The sequence below is a fragment of the Agrococcus baldri genome (assembly GCA_900114805.1).
GTDB classification, from domain to species: Bacteria; Actinomycetota; Actinomycetes; order Actinomycetales; family Microbacteriaceae; genus Agrococcus; species Agrococcus baldri.
On sequence record FOZN01000003.1, the window covers coordinates 294108 to 308951 of the forward strand.

A 14844-nucleotide genomic window follows, 5' to 3' on the forward strand; every position below is an offset into this window, starting at 1 on the left:
GCCGCGCGGTATCAGCGGGCGTGGTCGATGCACTCGGTGGCGCCCGGGCGGGCGTCGAGCCGCGCGGCCGCGATCGGCTTGCCGCAGACGCTGCAGATGCCGTACTCGCCGCGCTCGAGGCGTGCCGCAGCATCATCGATCTCTGCGAGCGCTTCGAGCCGGGACTGGCGCAGCCCCTCGAGCCGCGACCATTCGGAAGACAGCGAGACGCCGTCGGGGTCGTGCTCGTCGTCGTCATGCAGCGACTCCCGCAGATGGCGCAACTCGGCGAGCTGCCGGTCGGCGTCCTCCAGCAGCGCCGCGAGCTCCTTGCGGCGATCGGCGACGCTCTTGGCGCGGGCTGCGGCGGAGGTGCGAGACATCCGGTCAGGCTAGACCCACTCGCTGAGGAGCGCCTCGGTGCGATTGGAGGGGTGGTGCGGCCGCATCGCGCCGCGCAAGATGGGGACATGAGCGACCCCAAGCACCTGCTGCCCGACGCGGACATCGCTGCGGCGGGACTCGACGATTGGCGCCATGCGGACGGCGCGCTGCACGCACGCTACGCATCGGGCGACTTCGCGGCCGGCCTCGAGCTCGTGAACCGCATCGGCGAGTCGGCGGAGGCCGCAGACCACCACCCCGACATCACACTCACCTATCCGGCGGTCGAGGTCACGCTCTCGAGCCACGACGCCGGCGGCGTGACGGCGCGCGACATCCGGATGGCGCGCGCCATCAGCGAGCACGCCTCCGCGCTCGGCATTGCGGCGAAGTCCTAACCGGTACGGCAGGCTGGGCGCATGCCGAACCCGACCGCCGCCATGCTCGTCATCGGTGACGAGATCCTCTCCGGACGCACCCGCGATGCGAACGCCTACCACCTGGCGGGCCGGCTGGTGCAGGTGGGCATCGATCTCCACGAGATCCGCGTGGTGCCCGACGACCACGCCGTCATCGTCGAAGCGCTGCGCTCGCTCAGCGCTGCCTTCGACCACGTGTTCACCTCCGGCGGCATCGGCCCGACGCACGATGACATCACGGCGGATGCCGTGGCTGACGCGTTCGGAGTGGGCATCGACGTGCGCGACGATGCTCGCGCGCTCCTGCAGGCGGCGGTCGGGAAGGACCGGACGCTGACTCCCGAGCACCTGCGCATGGCGCGGATCCCGCACGGTGCCGACCTGATCGCCAATCCGCTGAGCGGCGCGCCCGGGATCAGCATCGGGAACGTCCACGTCATGGCGGGTGTGCCCACTATCTTCGTCGCCATGCTCGATGCCGTCCTGCCCAGTCTCGAGGCCGGACGACCGGTCCTCTCCCGCGAGCTCCGCTTCGAGGTGGGGGAGGGCCGAATCGCCGCGCCGCTGCGCCGCCTCGCCGAAGAGCTGTCCGACCTCAGCTTCGGCTCGTACCCGTTCCGCGACGGCGCGGTCTATGGCACGAACATCGTCGTGCGCGGCACGGACGACGCGCTCATCGACCAGGCCATCGAGCGGCTCGAGGCCATCAGGCGCTCGCACCCCTGAGTGGGGCTCGCGCCTGGCACCTCCGGCTGGGTCACAGCGACTACGCGGAAGACTGGCGCACGTGAATGCACCAGGAAACCCGACGCTGGACACCGAGCGCGTGCGCGTCCGCGGCGCCCGCGAGCACAACCTCAAGAGCGTCGACCTCGACATCCCGCGCGACGCGCTCGTCGCCTTCACCGGCATCTCCGGCTCCGGCAAGAGCTCGCTCGCCTTCGGCACCATCTACGCCGAGTCGCAGCGCCGCTACTTCGAGTCGGTCGCGCCCTACGCCCGTCGGCTGATCAGCCAGGTCGGCGCACCCGACGTCGACGCGATCGAGGGATTGCCGCCGGCGGTCGCGCTGCCGCAGCAGCGCTCGGGCGGCTCTGCTCGATCGACGGTCGGCAGCGCCACCACCATCGCCAACGTCCTCCGCATGCTCTACTCCCGCGTCGGCACCTACCCGCCGGGTGCGCCGATGCTGCTGGCAGAGGACTTCTCGATGAACACCGTGCAGGGCGCCTGCCCGACCTGCCACGGGCTCGGGCAGGTGCATGACGTGCCGGAGGCACTCATGGTGCCGGACGACTCGCTCACGATCCGCGAGGGCGCGCTGGCTGCGTGGCCCACGGCATGGCATGGCAAGCAGCTGCGCGACAGCCTCATCTCGCTCGGCTACGACGTCGACGTCCCGTGGCGCGACCTGCCTCGGGAGCAGCGCGACTGGGCACTGTTCACCGAGGAGTCGCCGCAGGTGCCGGTGTTCACCGATCGGGGGCCCGCGGAGGTGCGGAAGGCCGTCGCTGCCGGCGTCGAGCCGAGCTACATGAGCACCTTCCAGGGTGTGCGCAGCTTCGTGCTCAACACCTTCGCCAACTCGAAGAGCGCCCGGATGCGTGAGCGGGCGGCATCCTTCATGGTCAGCGTCCGGTGCCCCACCTGCGGGGGCAGGCGCTTGAAGCCGGAAGCGCTGGCGGTCACCTTCGAGGGCTTCGACATCACCGAGGTCGCCGCGATGCCGCTCGACGACCTCGCCGACCTGCTGCGCGCCGTGCTGGAACCTGACTGGACGCCTCGAGCCGACCCCGGCGCCACCGGGCGCGACAGGATCGCACCCGAGCAGCTGCTGGCCGCGCAGCGGCTCGTCTCCGACCTGCTCTCTCGCCTGTCGCCGATCGTCGAGCTCGGGCTCGGCTCGCTCTCCCTCGATCGCACCACCTCGTCGCTCTCGTCGGGCGAGCTGCAGCGCATGCGCCTGGCGACGCAGGTGCTCTCGCAGCTGTTCGGTGTCGTCTTCGTGCTCGACGAGCCCTCGGCGGGTCTGCACCCCGCTGACACCGAGTCGCTGCTGCGGATCCTCGCGACGCTGCGGGACACCGGCAACACCGTCTACTTCGTCGAGCACTCGCTCGACGTCATCCGCAAGGCCGACTGGATCGTCGACATCGGGCCCGGTGCGGGCGCCGAAGGCGGGACGGTCGTCTACTCCGGAGCGCTCGACGGGCTGCGGGATGCGAGCGGCTCCGTCACCCGCGACTACCTCTTCCCCGAGCCGGACAGCCAGCGCGCCGCGCGCACTCGCCGCAGCGGCGACGAGCGCCTCGAGCTGTCCGGCGTCAGCCGGCACAACGTGCGCGAGGTCACGGTCGCCTTCCCGCTCGGCGCGCTCACGGCCGTCACGGGCGTCTCCGGATCGGGCAAGTCATCGCTGGTCGTGCAGGCGCTGCCCGATCTGCTGCGGACTAGCCTTGCCAGCGAGCTCGACGAGCACGCGTCCGGTGCGGATGAGCCGGCTGACGACGAGGATCCGCTGTCGCAGGCTGGCGAGGCCACCACGAGCGGCCGGGCGCGCGGCCCGCGCGAGCGGCTGCGTCGCATCGTGCAGGTGAGCCAGGCGCCGATCGGCCGCACATCGCGATCGAACGTCGCCACCTACACGGGCCTGTTCGACCGCGTGCGAGCGCTGTTCGCAGCGACGCCCGAGGCACGTCGTCGTCGGTACAGCGCGAGCCGGTTCTCCTTCAACCTGCCCGCGGGCCGCTGCCCGACCTGCAAGGGCGAGGGCACGATGGCCGTGGAGCTCCTCTTCCTCCCGACGGTGCACGCTCCCTGCGCCACCTGCGGAGGCAGTCGCTACAACCCGGAGACGCTCGAGATCGAGCTCGACGGCCGCACCGTTGCCGACGTGCTGGCGATGAGCGTGAGCGAAGCGCGGGCGTCGTTCACCGACGACGGCGAGGTCAATCGGCACCTCGACGCGCTGCTGGATGTGGGGCTCGGCTACGTGGCTCTGGGCCAGCCCGCGACCGAGCTCTCCGGCGGGGAGGCGCAGCGCGTGAAGCTCGCCTCGGAGCTGCAGCGCGGACAGCGCGGCGACACCCTGTACCTCCTCGACGAGCCGACATCCGGTCTGCACGCGGCAGACGCCGACCGGCTCGTCGCCCACCTGCACCACCTCGTCGACGGCGGCAGCACGGTCATCATGGTCGAGCACGACATGCGGATCGTCGCGGAGGCCGACTGGGTCGTCGACCTGGGGCCGGGCGCCGGGCACGCCGGCGGCCGGATCGTCGCCGAGGGCACGCCGGAGCAGGTCGCGGCGAGCGATTCCGGCCGGACCGCCCCGTACCTCGCGGCGGCGCTGCAGCAGCTGTCCCCGCCCACGCGCGGTTGAGCACGGCACACTGACCTGCACGCGGAAGGAGGACTCGCATGGATGCCGATGTGATCGTCGTCGGCGCGGGGCTGGCGGGACTGCAGAGCGCCCGCCGCCTGCAGGATCAGGGGTTCGACGCGCTGGTGCTCGAGGGGTCGGATGCGGTGGGCGGCCGGGTGCGCACCGACGTCGTCGACGGCTTCCGATGCGATCGCGGCTTCCAGGTGCTCAACCCCGCCTATCCGGCGGTCGACCGGTGGATCGACGTGCCGGCGCTCGAGCTGCAGCGGTTCGGCGTCGGTGCGATCGTGCGCGATGGCCGGAGCGCGACCACGCTCGCGCATCCGCTGCGCCATCCGCAGCACGCGCTCCGCACCCTCGCGAGCCGGCACGTGCCGCTGCGCGATGTGGCGGCGCTCGCGCGCTGGCTCGGGCCGACGCTCCTGCGGCCGCAGACGGCGACGCGCGCCGCGACCGACGAGACGCTCCGCGCCTCCCTCGACGCGGCAGGGCTCACCGGGCGGCTGCGGCGCGACGTCCTCGACCCCTTCCTGGCCGGCGTGCTCGCCGACAGCGGCGGCGACGCATCCGCCAACTACGTGCGGCTGCTGCTGCGCTCGTTCGCGCTCGGCGCGCCGGGTCTGCCGTCGCGCGGGATGCAGGCGCTGCCCGAGCAGCTCGCCGCGGGGCTGCACACCGCGGTACGGCTGAGAACCGCCGCGCGCGAGGTGCGCGAGGTGTCGAGTGGCGTCGAAGTCGCGACCGACGCTGGTTCGCTGCGGGCACGGGCAGCGGTCATCGCGGTCGGTCCGCAGCACGTCGCCGAGCTCGCATCGCTGCCCGCGCCTGCGACGCACGGCCTCACGACCTGGTGGTTCCGTGCCACCGGGCAGCCGCGCACCGGGCCCTTCCTGCTGCTCGATGCGTCGCGGCCGGGCGGCGGCCCGGCAGGCCCGATCTGGAACACGGCGGTCATCTCCCGCGTCGCGCCGTCGTACGCACCGCCGGGCGAGCATCTCGTGCAGGCGACGACGCTGCTCGGGGAGCCCGACGGTCGAGCCGACGAGCAGGCGGTTCGCCGTGACCTCGCCCGGCTCTACGGCACCTCGACGACACGGTGGGAGGTGCTCACGCACCACGTCGTGACGCACACGCTGCCGGCGCAGCCACCCGGACCGATCGCCCGCGGACCGGTGTGGACGGGGGAGCGCGTGCTCGTCACGGGCGACCATCGCGAGACCGCATCGATCCAGGGCGCGCTGGCCGCGGGTGTGCACGCGAGCCGCGCGGTCGCCGCCCGGCTCGGCCTCGCGTAGCGGAGTCCGTCGCCCGCCGCGCTCGCGCGGCCGAGGGCCCGCAGGCGCACGCACGGCCCGCACGCGCACGCAGCTCACTCCGAGGTCGGCGGCCTCCGGCTGCGCTTCGTCTCGGAGCGCTTGCTCTTGGCCTCGAGCCGCCGACGCTGCGACCCCTTCGTGGGCCGGGTCGGCCGCCGTGCGGCGCGAGGTGCGACCGTCTTGATCGTCGTGACGGTCAGACGTGCGGAGCGCAGCGGCGGAAGTGTCATCCGCTATCGCGCCGCCGCCCAGCCGTCTGGGACCCAGTCGAAGTCGCGGGAGCGGGCCGTGCTGAGCTGGGCGACGGCATCGCTGGCTGCGTCGGCCGCGAGAGATGCCAGCTGGTCCTCGATCCCGCGCTGCGCGAGCGCGCAGGCGAGCTCGCGCCGGAGGTCGACCGGCAGCTCGACCGTGCTGGTGACGCATACGAGCGCGATCGCGAGCACGTGCTCGTCGGACAGCGCTTCGATGCCGCGGGAGCGCTGCTCGGCCCGCGTCTCCTGGCTGCGCTCCCAGGCCGTCTGCTCGCGCTGCGCCATCGCGGCGAGCCAGTCGTAGTCGCCGTGCTCGTCGAGCTGTCGCAGGCGGGGCAGGGCGAGCTCGGCGGTCAGCTGGCGCTCCTCGAGCGGCAGCATGCGGCGGATCTGCATCGGCAGGCTCGTCGGTGTGCGCCCGATCCGCCGCGCGATCTGCTCGATGGTCGCCCCGGATCGGCAGGCCTGCATGATGGCGGCGAAGTCCTCCTCCGCCCACGGTTGTCCGCTCCGCGGGGTGGGCGTGTTGCGGAACTCAGCCAAGAGCTGGTCATCGTCGGAAGTGGGTTCATCCATGAGCGCACTGTGCACGCGATGGCGGGCGCGGCGCGTGAGGGCAGCGAGCAGGTGTGGAGAACGTCGGTCGGCGGCTGCGCTGAGAGGATGGCCGGATGACCGCAACGCTCGTCGCCCAGTCGCTCGCCGGCGGCCACGGCCACCGCACCCTCTTCGACTCGCTCGACCTCACCGTCGCGCCCGGCGACGTCGTCGGCGTGGTCGGGGTGAACGGCGCGGGCAAGTCGACGCTGCTGCGCATCCTCGCAGGCATCGACGAGCCGCAGGCCGGCAGCGTCTCGCTCGCGCCGGCCGACGCCTTCGTCGGCTTCCTCCCGCAGGAGCACGAGCGCGTGCCCGGCGAGAGCGTCGTCGAGTACATCGGTCGCCGCACGGGCACCGCGCGGGCGACCAGGGAGATGGATGTCGCCGCAGCGGCGCTGGCCGACCCGGCACCCGCGAGCGGTGCGGACCCGGCCGACGTCTACGCATCCGCTCTCGACCGATGGCTCGCCAGCGGTGCTGCCGACCTCGACGAGCGGCTGCCGATCGTGCTGGCCGAGCTCGGGCTCGAGGTGGACGGCGGGGCCATGATGACCTCGCTCTCGGGCGGGCAGGCGGCGCGCGTCGGGCTCGCCGCGCTGCTGCTGAGCCGTTTCGACATCGTGCTGCTCGACGAGCCCACCAATGACCTCGACCTCGACGGGCTCGAACGGCTCGAGGCCTTCGTGCAGGGTCTGCGCGGCGGCGTCGTGCTGGTCAGCCACGACCGCGAGTTCCTCGCGCGCTGCGTGACGCGCGTGCTCGAGCTCGACCTGGCGCAGTCGTCGAACCGCATCTACGGCGGCGGCTACGACTCCTATCTGGAGGAGCGGGCGACGGTGCGCCGGCACGCGCGCGAGCAGTACGACGAGTTCGCCGAGAAGAAGGCGGATCTCGTCGCGCGCGCCCGCACGCAGCGAGAGTGGTCGAGCCAGGGCGTGCGCAACGCCATGAAGAAGGCGCCCGACAACGACAAGAACCGCCGCCGGGCGATGACGGAGTCGAGCGAGAAGCAGGCGCAGAAGGTGCGGCAGATGGAGAGCCGCATCGCGCGGCTCGACGAGGTCGAGGAGCCGCGCAAGGAATGGCAGCTCGAGTTCACGATCGGCGCGGCACCGCGGTCGAGCTCCGTCGTCTCGACGCTCAGCGGCGCCGTGCTGCGGCAGGGCGATTTCACGCTCGGGCCGGTGTCGCTGCAGGTGAACGCGGGGGAGCGCATCGGCATCACCGGCCCGAACGGGGCGGGCAAGTCGACGCTGCTGCGCGCGCTGCTGGGCACGCAGGCGCCCGATGAGGGGTCGGCGAGCCTGGGCGCGAGCGTGCAGATCGGCGAGATCGACCAGGCGCGCTCGCTGCTGGCGGGCACGCGGCCGCTCGCGACGGCCTTCGAGTCGCTCGTGCCGGAGATGGCATCTGGCGAGGTGCGCACGCTGCTGGCGAAGTTCGGGCTGCGCGCCGATCACGTCGGCCGGCCGGTGGACGAGCTCTCGCCCGGCGAGCGCACGCGGGCGGCGATGGCGCTGCTGCAGGCCCGCGGCGTGAACGTGCTGGTGCTCGACGAGCCGACGAACCACCTCGACCTGGTGGCGATCGAGCAGCTCGAGCAGGCGCTCGAGAGCTACGACGGCACGCTCCTGCTGGTGACCCACGACCGGCGGATGCTCGCCACGGTGCGGACGGATCGGCATTGGCACGTCGATGGAGGCCGGGTCACCGAGCTCTGATCTGCTCGCCGGCCGGATGCGCGGGCGGCGGCCCCGTCGGGGTTAGCCTGTGCCCGGGAGGCACGATGCTCTACGCGCTGCTCTGGGGCGGGATCGCCGCCTCGTCGCTGCTGATCGGCGCGGCGCTCGCCGTCGTGCGGCAATGGTCTGAGGTCGCGATCGGCGTCGTCCTCGCCTTCGGTGCCGGTGCACTGATGGCGAGCGTCGCCTTCGAGCTCGCCGAGGGCGGGCTGCGTGACGGCGGCCCGCTCGCCGTCGGGGCGGGCCTGGCCGCCGGCGCCCTCGCCTACTTCTTCGCCGATCGCGGTGTCGAGCGGTGGTCGGGTCGCAAGGGCGCGAGTGCCGCAGGAGCGCCGCTTGCGATCGGCGCGCTGCTGGACGGCATCCCCGAGCAGGCGGTGCTGGGGATCGGTCTGGCCGGTGGCGGCGCGGTCAGCATCGCGCTGCTGGTGTCGGTGTTCGTCTCGAACCTGCCCGAATCGATCGGCGCATCCGCCGACATGCTCGCCGTGGGGCGCTCGCGCCGCTTCGTGCTGCTGCTCTGGGTCGGGGTCGCAGCCGTGAGCGTGCTGGCGGCGGTGGCGGGCGCGCTGGTCGCGGACATCGCCTCGCCGGCGCTCGCGGGTGTCGTCGACGGCTTCGCGGCGGGTGCGCTGCTGGTGATGCTCGTGGACGCGATGATCCCGGAGGCGAGGCAGAAGGCGCGGGACCTCGCCGGCCTCGCGACCGTGGTCGGCTTCGCCGTCGCCGCGGCGCTGTCGCTGCTCGTCTGAGGCATGCCGCGCCGGCGCGTGCCAGAGTGAGCCGTGTGAGCACGCAGACGAACCCGGCGTTCGAGCCGCCGGGCGGACGCCGGGTGATCCCCGTCCGGACCAGCTACGCGCCCTCGCACACGTGCTCGCCGGCGCTGCGCATGCGCGTGCTCCGGCAGACGCCGCTGTTCGCCGAGCTCTCCGACGACGAGCTGCGCTCGATCGACGCGCGGATGACGAACTTCCACGCGGATCCGAACGACATCATCCACCGGCAGGGTGATCGCGCGCAGCACTTCTACGTGCTCGCCGCCGGGCGCATGAAGGCCTACCGCACCAGCTCAGAGGGACAGCAGGCGGTCGTGGACCTGCTCGGCTCCGGGGATGCCTTCGGCGGCGTCGACTCCTTCGGTCGCGCCGAGCACGCGGAGACGGTCGAGGCGCTCACGACCGCGTGCGTGCTGCGCATCGACGCCGACGGCTTCCACCGCATCCTGCGCGAGTTCCCGCCGGTGGCGCTGCGCCTGATCGATGACCTGGCCGATCAGCTGCTGGAGTCCCGCGAGGCCGTCACGCAGCGCTCGACCACCGTCACGCAGCGTGTCGCGGCCACGCTGCTGCGACTGGCGGCCAAGTTCGGCGAGCGCGACGATGACCGCGCCGGCATCCTCATCCAGCTGCCGCTGACCCGTGCAGACCTCGCCGGCATGACCGGCTCGACGGCAGAGTCGGTCTCCCGGGCGATGAGCCGGATGCGCTCGGCCGGCCTGGTCGAGTCGGGTCGACGCTGGACGCGGATCGTCGACGTCGCTGGGCTCCAGCGCCTCGCAGACTGAACCACCGCATCCGCTCGACGAATGCCACGACGACGGATCTGCAGCAGCATGACGGGCGTCATGGTCGGTTCGCTGCCCGCTTCCTAGATTGAGATCGAGCCTCCAGCCGGAGGCCGATCCAGGAGGAGGATGGTCATGACCACCACGACGACACCCACGCACACGAAGCTCCGCGCGGAAGGCTTCTCCTGCCCCTCGTGCGTGACGAAGATCGAGAAGCAGGTCGGGCGGCTGGATGGCGTCGAGGCCGTGCAGGTGCACTTCGCGTCCTCGCGCATCGAGGTCGAGCATGACGCCGCCAAGGTGAGCGTCGACGAGATCGTCGACGCGGTCGCCAAGGCCGGCTACGTCTCGAAGCCCTCGGCCTTCTGAGCCCCGCCGCCGCAGAGCAGCGTCTCTGCGGCGGCCCATCCGTCGCAGCGTACGAGCAGAGCTGAGCAGAGAAGAGCAGGACCGTGAACAGGTTGCGGAAGGTCGCGGCAGGGCGATGGTTCGTCCCCGCAGTGTCGGGCACGCTGATCGTGCTGTCGTTCGTCGCCGATCGCGCGCTGGGGATGACCCTCGCGGGCGACCTCCTGATGGTCGCGGCGGCCCTCGTCGCAGGCAGGCGCATCGCCGTCGGCGCGGTGCGATCGCTGCTCGCGAAGCACATCGGCATCGACCTGCTGGTGTCGGTCGCCGCGATCGGCGCGATCATCATCGCCAACTACTGGGAGGCGGCCGCCGTCACGTTCCTGTTCGCGGTCGGGCACGCGCTCGAGGCCGCGACACTGAACCGCACGCGCGCTGCCCTCGCCGCGCTCGTCGCGGTCGCCCCCGACGTCGCCGTCGTGCTTCGCGACGGCCGACAGGTCGAGGTGCAGGCCGGCGCGGTAGTGCCCGACGAGACGGTGCTGGTGAAGAACGGTGCGAAGGTGCCTGTCGATGGCATCGTGATCGACGGCTCCGCAGGCATCGACGAAGCCTCCATCACGGGTGAGTCGATTCCGGTCGAGAAGTCGGCCGGCGACCGGGTGTTCGCCGGCACCGTCTCGCGCAGCGGCTTCCTGCAGGTGCGCGCGACCGGCATCGGCGCCGACACCACGCTCGCGCGCATCATCCACCGCGTGGAGGAGGCGCAGGACGCGAAGGCGAAGACGCAGTCGTTCATCGACCGCTTCTCGCGCTGGTACACGCCCGGCGTGATGGTGCTGGCGCTCGCCGCCGGCCTCGTCAGCGGCGACGTCGTGCTGGCGCTCACGCTGCTGGTCATCGGCTGCCCGGGCGCGCTCGTGATCTCGATCCCGGTCGCCATCGTGGCGGGCATCGGCCGCGCCGCCAAGGACGGCATCCTCATCAAGGGCGGCGAGTTCCTCGAGACCTCCGCGAGGATCGACGTGGTCGCGGTCGACAAGACCGGCACCATCACCGAGGGGCGCCCGGAGCTGACGGATGTCGTCGTGCTCGACCCGACGCTCGAGCGCTCCGACGTGCTGCAGTGGGCGGCGCGCGCCGAGGCCGGCTCCGAGCACCCGCTCGCCAAGCCGATCCTCGACGCCGCAGACGCCGAAGGGCTCCGCTACGCCCTGCCGGAACGCATCGAACCGATCGTCGGCAAGGGGATCGCGGTCACGTCCGGGGGCCGTCGCGTGCTCATCGGCAACGCCGCGCTGCTCGAGCAGTTCGGCATCGTCGACGACGGCAGCGCCGCGCGTGCTGCCGAAGCGCTCGCGCGCCGCGGGCGGACGCCGATGATCATCGCGGTCGACGACGCCGCCATCGGTGTCGTGGCGGTCGCAGACACGCTGCGCGCCGACGCCGCAGCGATGGTGGCGAGCCTGCACGAGGCGGGCGTGCGGCGCGTCATCATGCTCACCGGCGACGTGCAGCCCGTCGCCGACGCGATCGCCGACGCCACCGGCATCGACGACGTGCGCGCGGGACTGCTGCCGGAGGACAAGCTCGATGCCGTCCGCGAGCTGCAGCGGGCCGGCCACACGGTCGCGATGGTGGGCGACGGCGTCAACGACGCCCCGGCGCTCGCGATCGCCGACATCGGCGTCGCGATGGGTGCGGCAGGCTCCGCCGTGGCGGTCGAGACCGCCGACATCGCACTCATGGGCGACAACCTGCTGAAGCTGCCCGAGGCGATCTCGCTCGCGAAGCGCACCGTGTCGGTCATGCGGCAGAACATCGCGATCGCGCTCATCACGGTGGTGGCGCTGCTCGCAGGCGTCTTCCTGGGCGGCGTGACGATGGCCATCGGCATGCTCGTGCACGAAGGATCCGTGCTCGTGGTGATCGCCAACGCGATGCGGCTGCTGCGCCGGCGGACGGCGGCTGCCTCCGCTCGCCGGGTGGCGCGAGCGGCCGAGCGCGACCGGCTGCCCGCAAGGACGAGCTGACGGGTGCGCCCGCGTATCAGCCGTGCAGCGCCAGCTTGGCACGCGTCGTGCGTCGGCGCACGAGCCCGAGCCGGTCGTCGATGCGGGCGCGGGCGGTGAGCCTGCGAGTCGTCCATGGTGCGGTCATGATCGCCCACACGACGGCAACCATCAGCGCCTCCCAGCCGATGTAGATCGGCCACGGCCCGAGCGCGTCCAGGATCGATGGACCCTCGGGCGCGCGGCTGAGGTAGCCGTAGTTCGCGCCCGTCACCGAGTTGGCCACCAGGGCGACGGCAGCCCAGCCAACGGTCAGCACGAAGGCGGTGCCGTAGCCGAACCAGGTGGGCTGGAAGCCGAGCCCCCAGACCAGCACCACGGGGGCGAGCAGGGCGGCGATGTGCAGCAGCCAGTACATCGCGAACTCCAGCGCCGGCACCTGGAAGTAGTTGAGGTCGGGGGTGACGAACGACTGCAGGTTCAGCGTCAGGCCCCAGAAGTACGACACCGCGATCGCCCAGCCCGATCGGGTGATGAGCGCGATGGCCGTGACCAGCCGCAGGGCGTCCGAGAAGTGGAACGGGAGCGACTCGTTGATGTCCCAGTTCGCTGGCAGTATGCCCCACGCCATCCACAGCAGCGTCAGCACGAGCAGGATCCAGCCGGAGCGCGTGATCCACCTCTCCGCGCGCCGGACGTCTTTCGCCCTGCGGATCGCGAGGGGGAGCGCGACGATCAGCGCGACGGTCACCGCGAGCACGAGCAGGTGCTCCACGCCATATGGCTGCATGCGGTCGATCGGCACGACGCGGAGGATCATTCTTGCAGTCTAGGCAAAAGGTTGGGCCGCGCGGTGCAGCGCTGCACGGTCAGCCGCCGAGCGGCAGCGTGGCCACCACCTCGTGCAACGGGCGTCGGCCCCGACCGAGCAGCTGGGAGTCGATTAGCTCGACCTCCTCCACCTGCCACTCGCGCGAGCGATAGGTGTCGAGCACGCGCACCCACCGCAGCGCGCTGCGCCCGCGCGGGGGACGGGCGAGCGTCAGGTGCGGCACGAAGCGCCGGCCCTCGGGCACCGCGCCCGCGTCGTTCGCGGCACCGCGCACGCGACGCGCAATGCCGTCGAGCTCGGCACGGCCGCGCTCGACGCCCAGCCACAGCACCACTGGGCGGTCGGGATGCGGGAACGCGCCCGCCCCGCCCAGCCGGCACCCGAACGGCACCAGGTCGGCGACCGCGATGCGCAGCCGCTCCTCGAGCGGTTCGAGGATGCTCTCGGGCACGTCTGGCAGGAAGGCGAGCGTCAGGTGCATGCGGTCCGCGGACGTCCAGTGCAGCCCTTCGCGCACGTCGAGGAACTCGGCGAGGTCCTCTCGCACATCCTCGGGCGGCACGGCCGCCACGAACATCCGCCGTCCCATGCGCCAACGGTAGAGGGTGCCGGCGCCGGGTGCCGTGTGAGCCGTGTCGGCGGTCGGACATAGCCTGACCACGTCCGTCTCCACACCCCAGCAAGGAGCATCCATGTCGCTCGAGACCGCAGCCATCACAGCTTGGACATTCGTCGCAGAATGCCCCATTCCGGAGGACGTCCGGCCGATGCTCGTGGAGGGCGAGCAGCCGATCGCCGCGTACAAGACGTTCCGCGACTCGGCGGTGTTCACGAACAAGCGGCTGATCGTTCGGGATGCGCAGGGGATGACCGGGAAGAAGGTCGAGATGTACTCGCTGCCGTACTCGACCGTGAACATGTGGTCCTCCGAGAACGCCGGCACACTCGACTTCAACTCAGAGCTCGAGCTGTGGACCAGGGCCGGTCACATCAAGATCAAGGTCGGCAAGGGCGTCGACGTCCGTCGGCTCGATCATCTGATCGCCCACGTGGTGCTGGGCGGGCACTGAGTCACGCGAACGGCCGGATTGGAGCCGTCGACGTCGAGCGCCGACCGCCGTAGGCTCGGCCACATGGACGAGCTGCGCATCCGCACCACGATTCTGCAGGAGGGGCCCGCTGCCTCGATCCGACTGACGGACCAGCAGGTGAGCGCGCTCGGAGGGGCGCGCAATGCTCCCGTCACGGTCACCATCGGCGACCGCACCGCGCGGCTGCGCATCGGGCAGATGGGCGGCGAGAGCATGGTGGGGCTCAGCAAGGCCTCGCGGGCCGAGCTGGGCGTCGAATACGGCGACGAGGTGGAGGCGATCATCGCGCTCGACACCGCTGATCGCCCGGTCGAGCTGCCGCCGGAGCTGGAGGCGGCGCTCGCCGAGGATCCGGCCGCGCGAGCGGCGTTCGACTCGCTCGCGCCCTCGAAGCGCAAGGAGATGGCACGCGGCATCGCCGATGCCAAGGCGGCGGAGACCAAGCAGCGCCGGCTGGAGAAGGCGCTCGAGCAGCTGCGCGCGATCACCGCGGGGTGACGGGATTCGTGATCACGATCAAGCGCGTCTACGACGAGCCCGCGGGCGATGACGGACTGCGCGTGCTCGTCGATCGGCTGTGGCCGAGGGGCGTCAGCAACGAGCGCGCGGCGATCGCGGCGTGGCCGAAGGACGCGGCGCCGACGGCCGAGCTGCGGCAGTGGTTCCACGGCGGCGGCGTCAGCTTCGAGCAGTTCGCCGTCCGCTACCGCGACGAGCTCGACGCGGGGGAGGGCGGCGCCGACCTCTCGGCCGAGCTGGAGGGGCACGACCGCATCACCTTCGTGACCGCGGCGACCGATCCCGAGCGCAGCAACGCATCCGTGCTCCGCGACTGGCTCTCGGCGCGGCGCTGACGCCAAAGGCTGACCCCTCAGCGCCGACCCATCGGGCCGACACTGCCGGCTGACCGAG

Annotated in this window: 16 protein-coding genes; 12 read left to right on the plus strand and 4 right to left on the minus strand. The window is 72.0% G+C overall.

Features of this window, described 5'->3' with window-relative positions; all coding sequences use genetic code 11:
- Positions 1-11: 11 nt before the first annotated feature.
- Entirely contained in the window at positions 12-362 is a 351-nt protein-coding gene (locus BM288_RS09710; RefSeq protein WP_092918363.1) for a TraR/DksA family transcriptional regulator, read from the minus strand.
- A gap of 87 nt (positions 363-449) precedes the next feature.
- On the opposite strand from BM288_RS09710, the gene BM288_RS09715 reads away from it, so the two are divergent.
- From BM288_RS09715 to BM288_RS09730, 4 genes are all read left to right on the plus strand, one after another.
- Complete coding sequence (locus BM288_RS09715) at positions 450-761, plus strand: 4a-hydroxytetrahydrobiopterin dehydratase (RefSeq protein ID WP_092918364.1); 312 nt, start codon at positions 450-452, stop codon at positions 759-761.
- A gap of 21 nt (positions 762-782) precedes the next feature.
- Complete coding sequence (locus BM288_RS09720; RefSeq protein WP_092918365.1) at positions 783-1508, plus strand: competence/damage-inducible protein A; 726 nt, start codon at positions 783-785, stop codon at positions 1506-1508.
- Positions 1509-1569: 61 nt separating this feature from the next.
- The gene (locus tag BM288_RS09725; RefSeq protein ID WP_318255464.1) at positions 1570-4164 is read left to right on the plus strand and encodes an excinuclease ABC subunit UvrA; all 2595 of its coding nucleotides are present in this window, start codon (positions 1570-1572) and stop codon (positions 4162-4164) included.
- Between the two features lie 38 nt (positions 4165-4202).
- On the plus strand, positions 4203-5462 hold the full coding sequence (locus BM288_RS09730) for an NAD(P)/FAD-dependent oxidoreductase (RefSeq protein ID WP_092918366.1): 1260 nt from the start codon (positions 4203-4205) through the stop codon (positions 5460-5462).
- A gap of 254 nt (positions 5463-5716) precedes the next feature.
- Here the strand turns inward: BM288_RS09730 and BM288_RS09740 are convergent, their stop codons facing one another.
- On the minus strand, positions 5717-6313 hold the full coding sequence (locus tag BM288_RS09740) for a hypothetical protein (protein WP_092918367.1): 597 nt from the start codon (positions 6311-6313) through the stop codon (positions 5717-5719).
- Between the two features lie 95 nt (positions 6314-6408).
- On the opposite strand from BM288_RS09740, the gene BM288_RS09745 reads away from it, so the two are divergent.
- From BM288_RS09745 to BM288_RS09765, 5 genes are all read left to right on the plus strand, one after another.
- Positions 6409-8058, plus strand: coding sequence for an ABC-F family ATP-binding cassette domain-containing protein (locus tag BM288_RS09745; protein WP_092918368.1), 1650 nt, complete (start codon positions 6409-6411; stop codon positions 8056-8058).
- A 65-nt stretch (positions 8059-8123) separates the two neighbouring features.
- Complete coding sequence (locus BM288_RS09750; protein ID WP_092918369.1) at positions 8124-8831, plus strand: ZIP family metal transporter; 708 nt, start codon at positions 8124-8126, stop codon at positions 8829-8831.
- Positions 8832-8866: 35 nt separating this feature from the next.
- The gene (locus BM288_RS09755) at positions 8867-9646 is read left to right on the plus strand and encodes a Crp/Fnr family transcriptional regulator (protein ID WP_318255465.1); all 780 of its coding nucleotides are present in this window, start codon (positions 8867-8869) and stop codon (positions 9644-9646) included.
- A gap of 135 nt (positions 9647-9781) precedes the next feature.
- A complete protein-coding gene (locus tag BM288_RS09760) occupies positions 9782-10018 on the plus strand; it encodes a heavy-metal-associated domain-containing protein (RefSeq protein WP_092918370.1) in 237 nt (78 codons plus the stop codon).
- 83 nt (positions 10019-10101) lie between these two features.
- Positions 10102-12030: a heavy metal translocating P-type ATPase gene (locus BM288_RS09765; protein WP_177220339.1), complete on the plus strand. Its 1929-nt coding sequence runs from the start codon at positions 10102-10104 to the stop codon at positions 12028-12030.
- 16 nt (positions 12031-12046) lie between these two features.
- Here BM288_RS09765 and BM288_RS09770 read toward each other — a convergent pair whose 3' ends face one another.
- Both BM288_RS09770 and thpR read right to left on the minus strand, forming a co-directional pair.
- Positions 12047-12829, minus strand: coding sequence for a YwaF family protein (locus BM288_RS09770; RefSeq protein WP_318255466.1), 783 nt, complete (start codon positions 12827-12829; stop codon positions 12047-12049).
- A gap of 49 nt (positions 12830-12878) precedes the next feature.
- A complete protein-coding gene (thpR, locus tag BM288_RS09775) occupies positions 12879-13430 on the minus strand; it encodes an RNA 2',3'-cyclic phosphodiesterase (RefSeq protein ID WP_092918371.1) in 552 nt (183 codons plus the stop codon).
- A gap of 103 nt (positions 13431-13533) precedes the next feature.
- Here thpR and BM288_RS09780 point away from each other — a divergent pair, with 103 nt between their 5' ends.
- The 3 genes from BM288_RS09780 (at position 13534) to BM288_RS09790 (ending at position 14786) form a co-directional block, all read left to right on the plus strand.
- Positions 13534-13911 carry a PH domain-containing protein gene (locus BM288_RS09780; protein ID WP_092918372.1) on the plus strand — a complete coding sequence of 126 codons (378 nt, stop codon included), beginning with the start codon at positions 13534-13536 and terminating at the stop codon, positions 13909-13911.
- A gap of 63 nt (positions 13912-13974) precedes the next feature.
- Positions 13975-14430 carry a YdeI/OmpD-associated family protein gene (locus tag BM288_RS09785; RefSeq protein ID WP_092918373.1) on the plus strand — a complete coding sequence of 152 codons (456 nt, stop codon included), beginning with the start codon at positions 13975-13977 and terminating at the stop codon, positions 14428-14430.
- The gene (locus tag BM288_RS09790; RefSeq protein ID WP_318255467.1) at positions 14427-14786 is read left to right on the plus strand and encodes a DUF488 domain-containing protein; all 360 of its coding nucleotides are present in this window, start codon (positions 14427-14429) and stop codon (positions 14784-14786) included. The genes BM288_RS09785 and BM288_RS09790 overlap by 4 nt, the downstream gene beginning before the upstream one ends.
- The last annotated feature ends 58 nt before the right edge of the window (positions 14787-14844 follow it).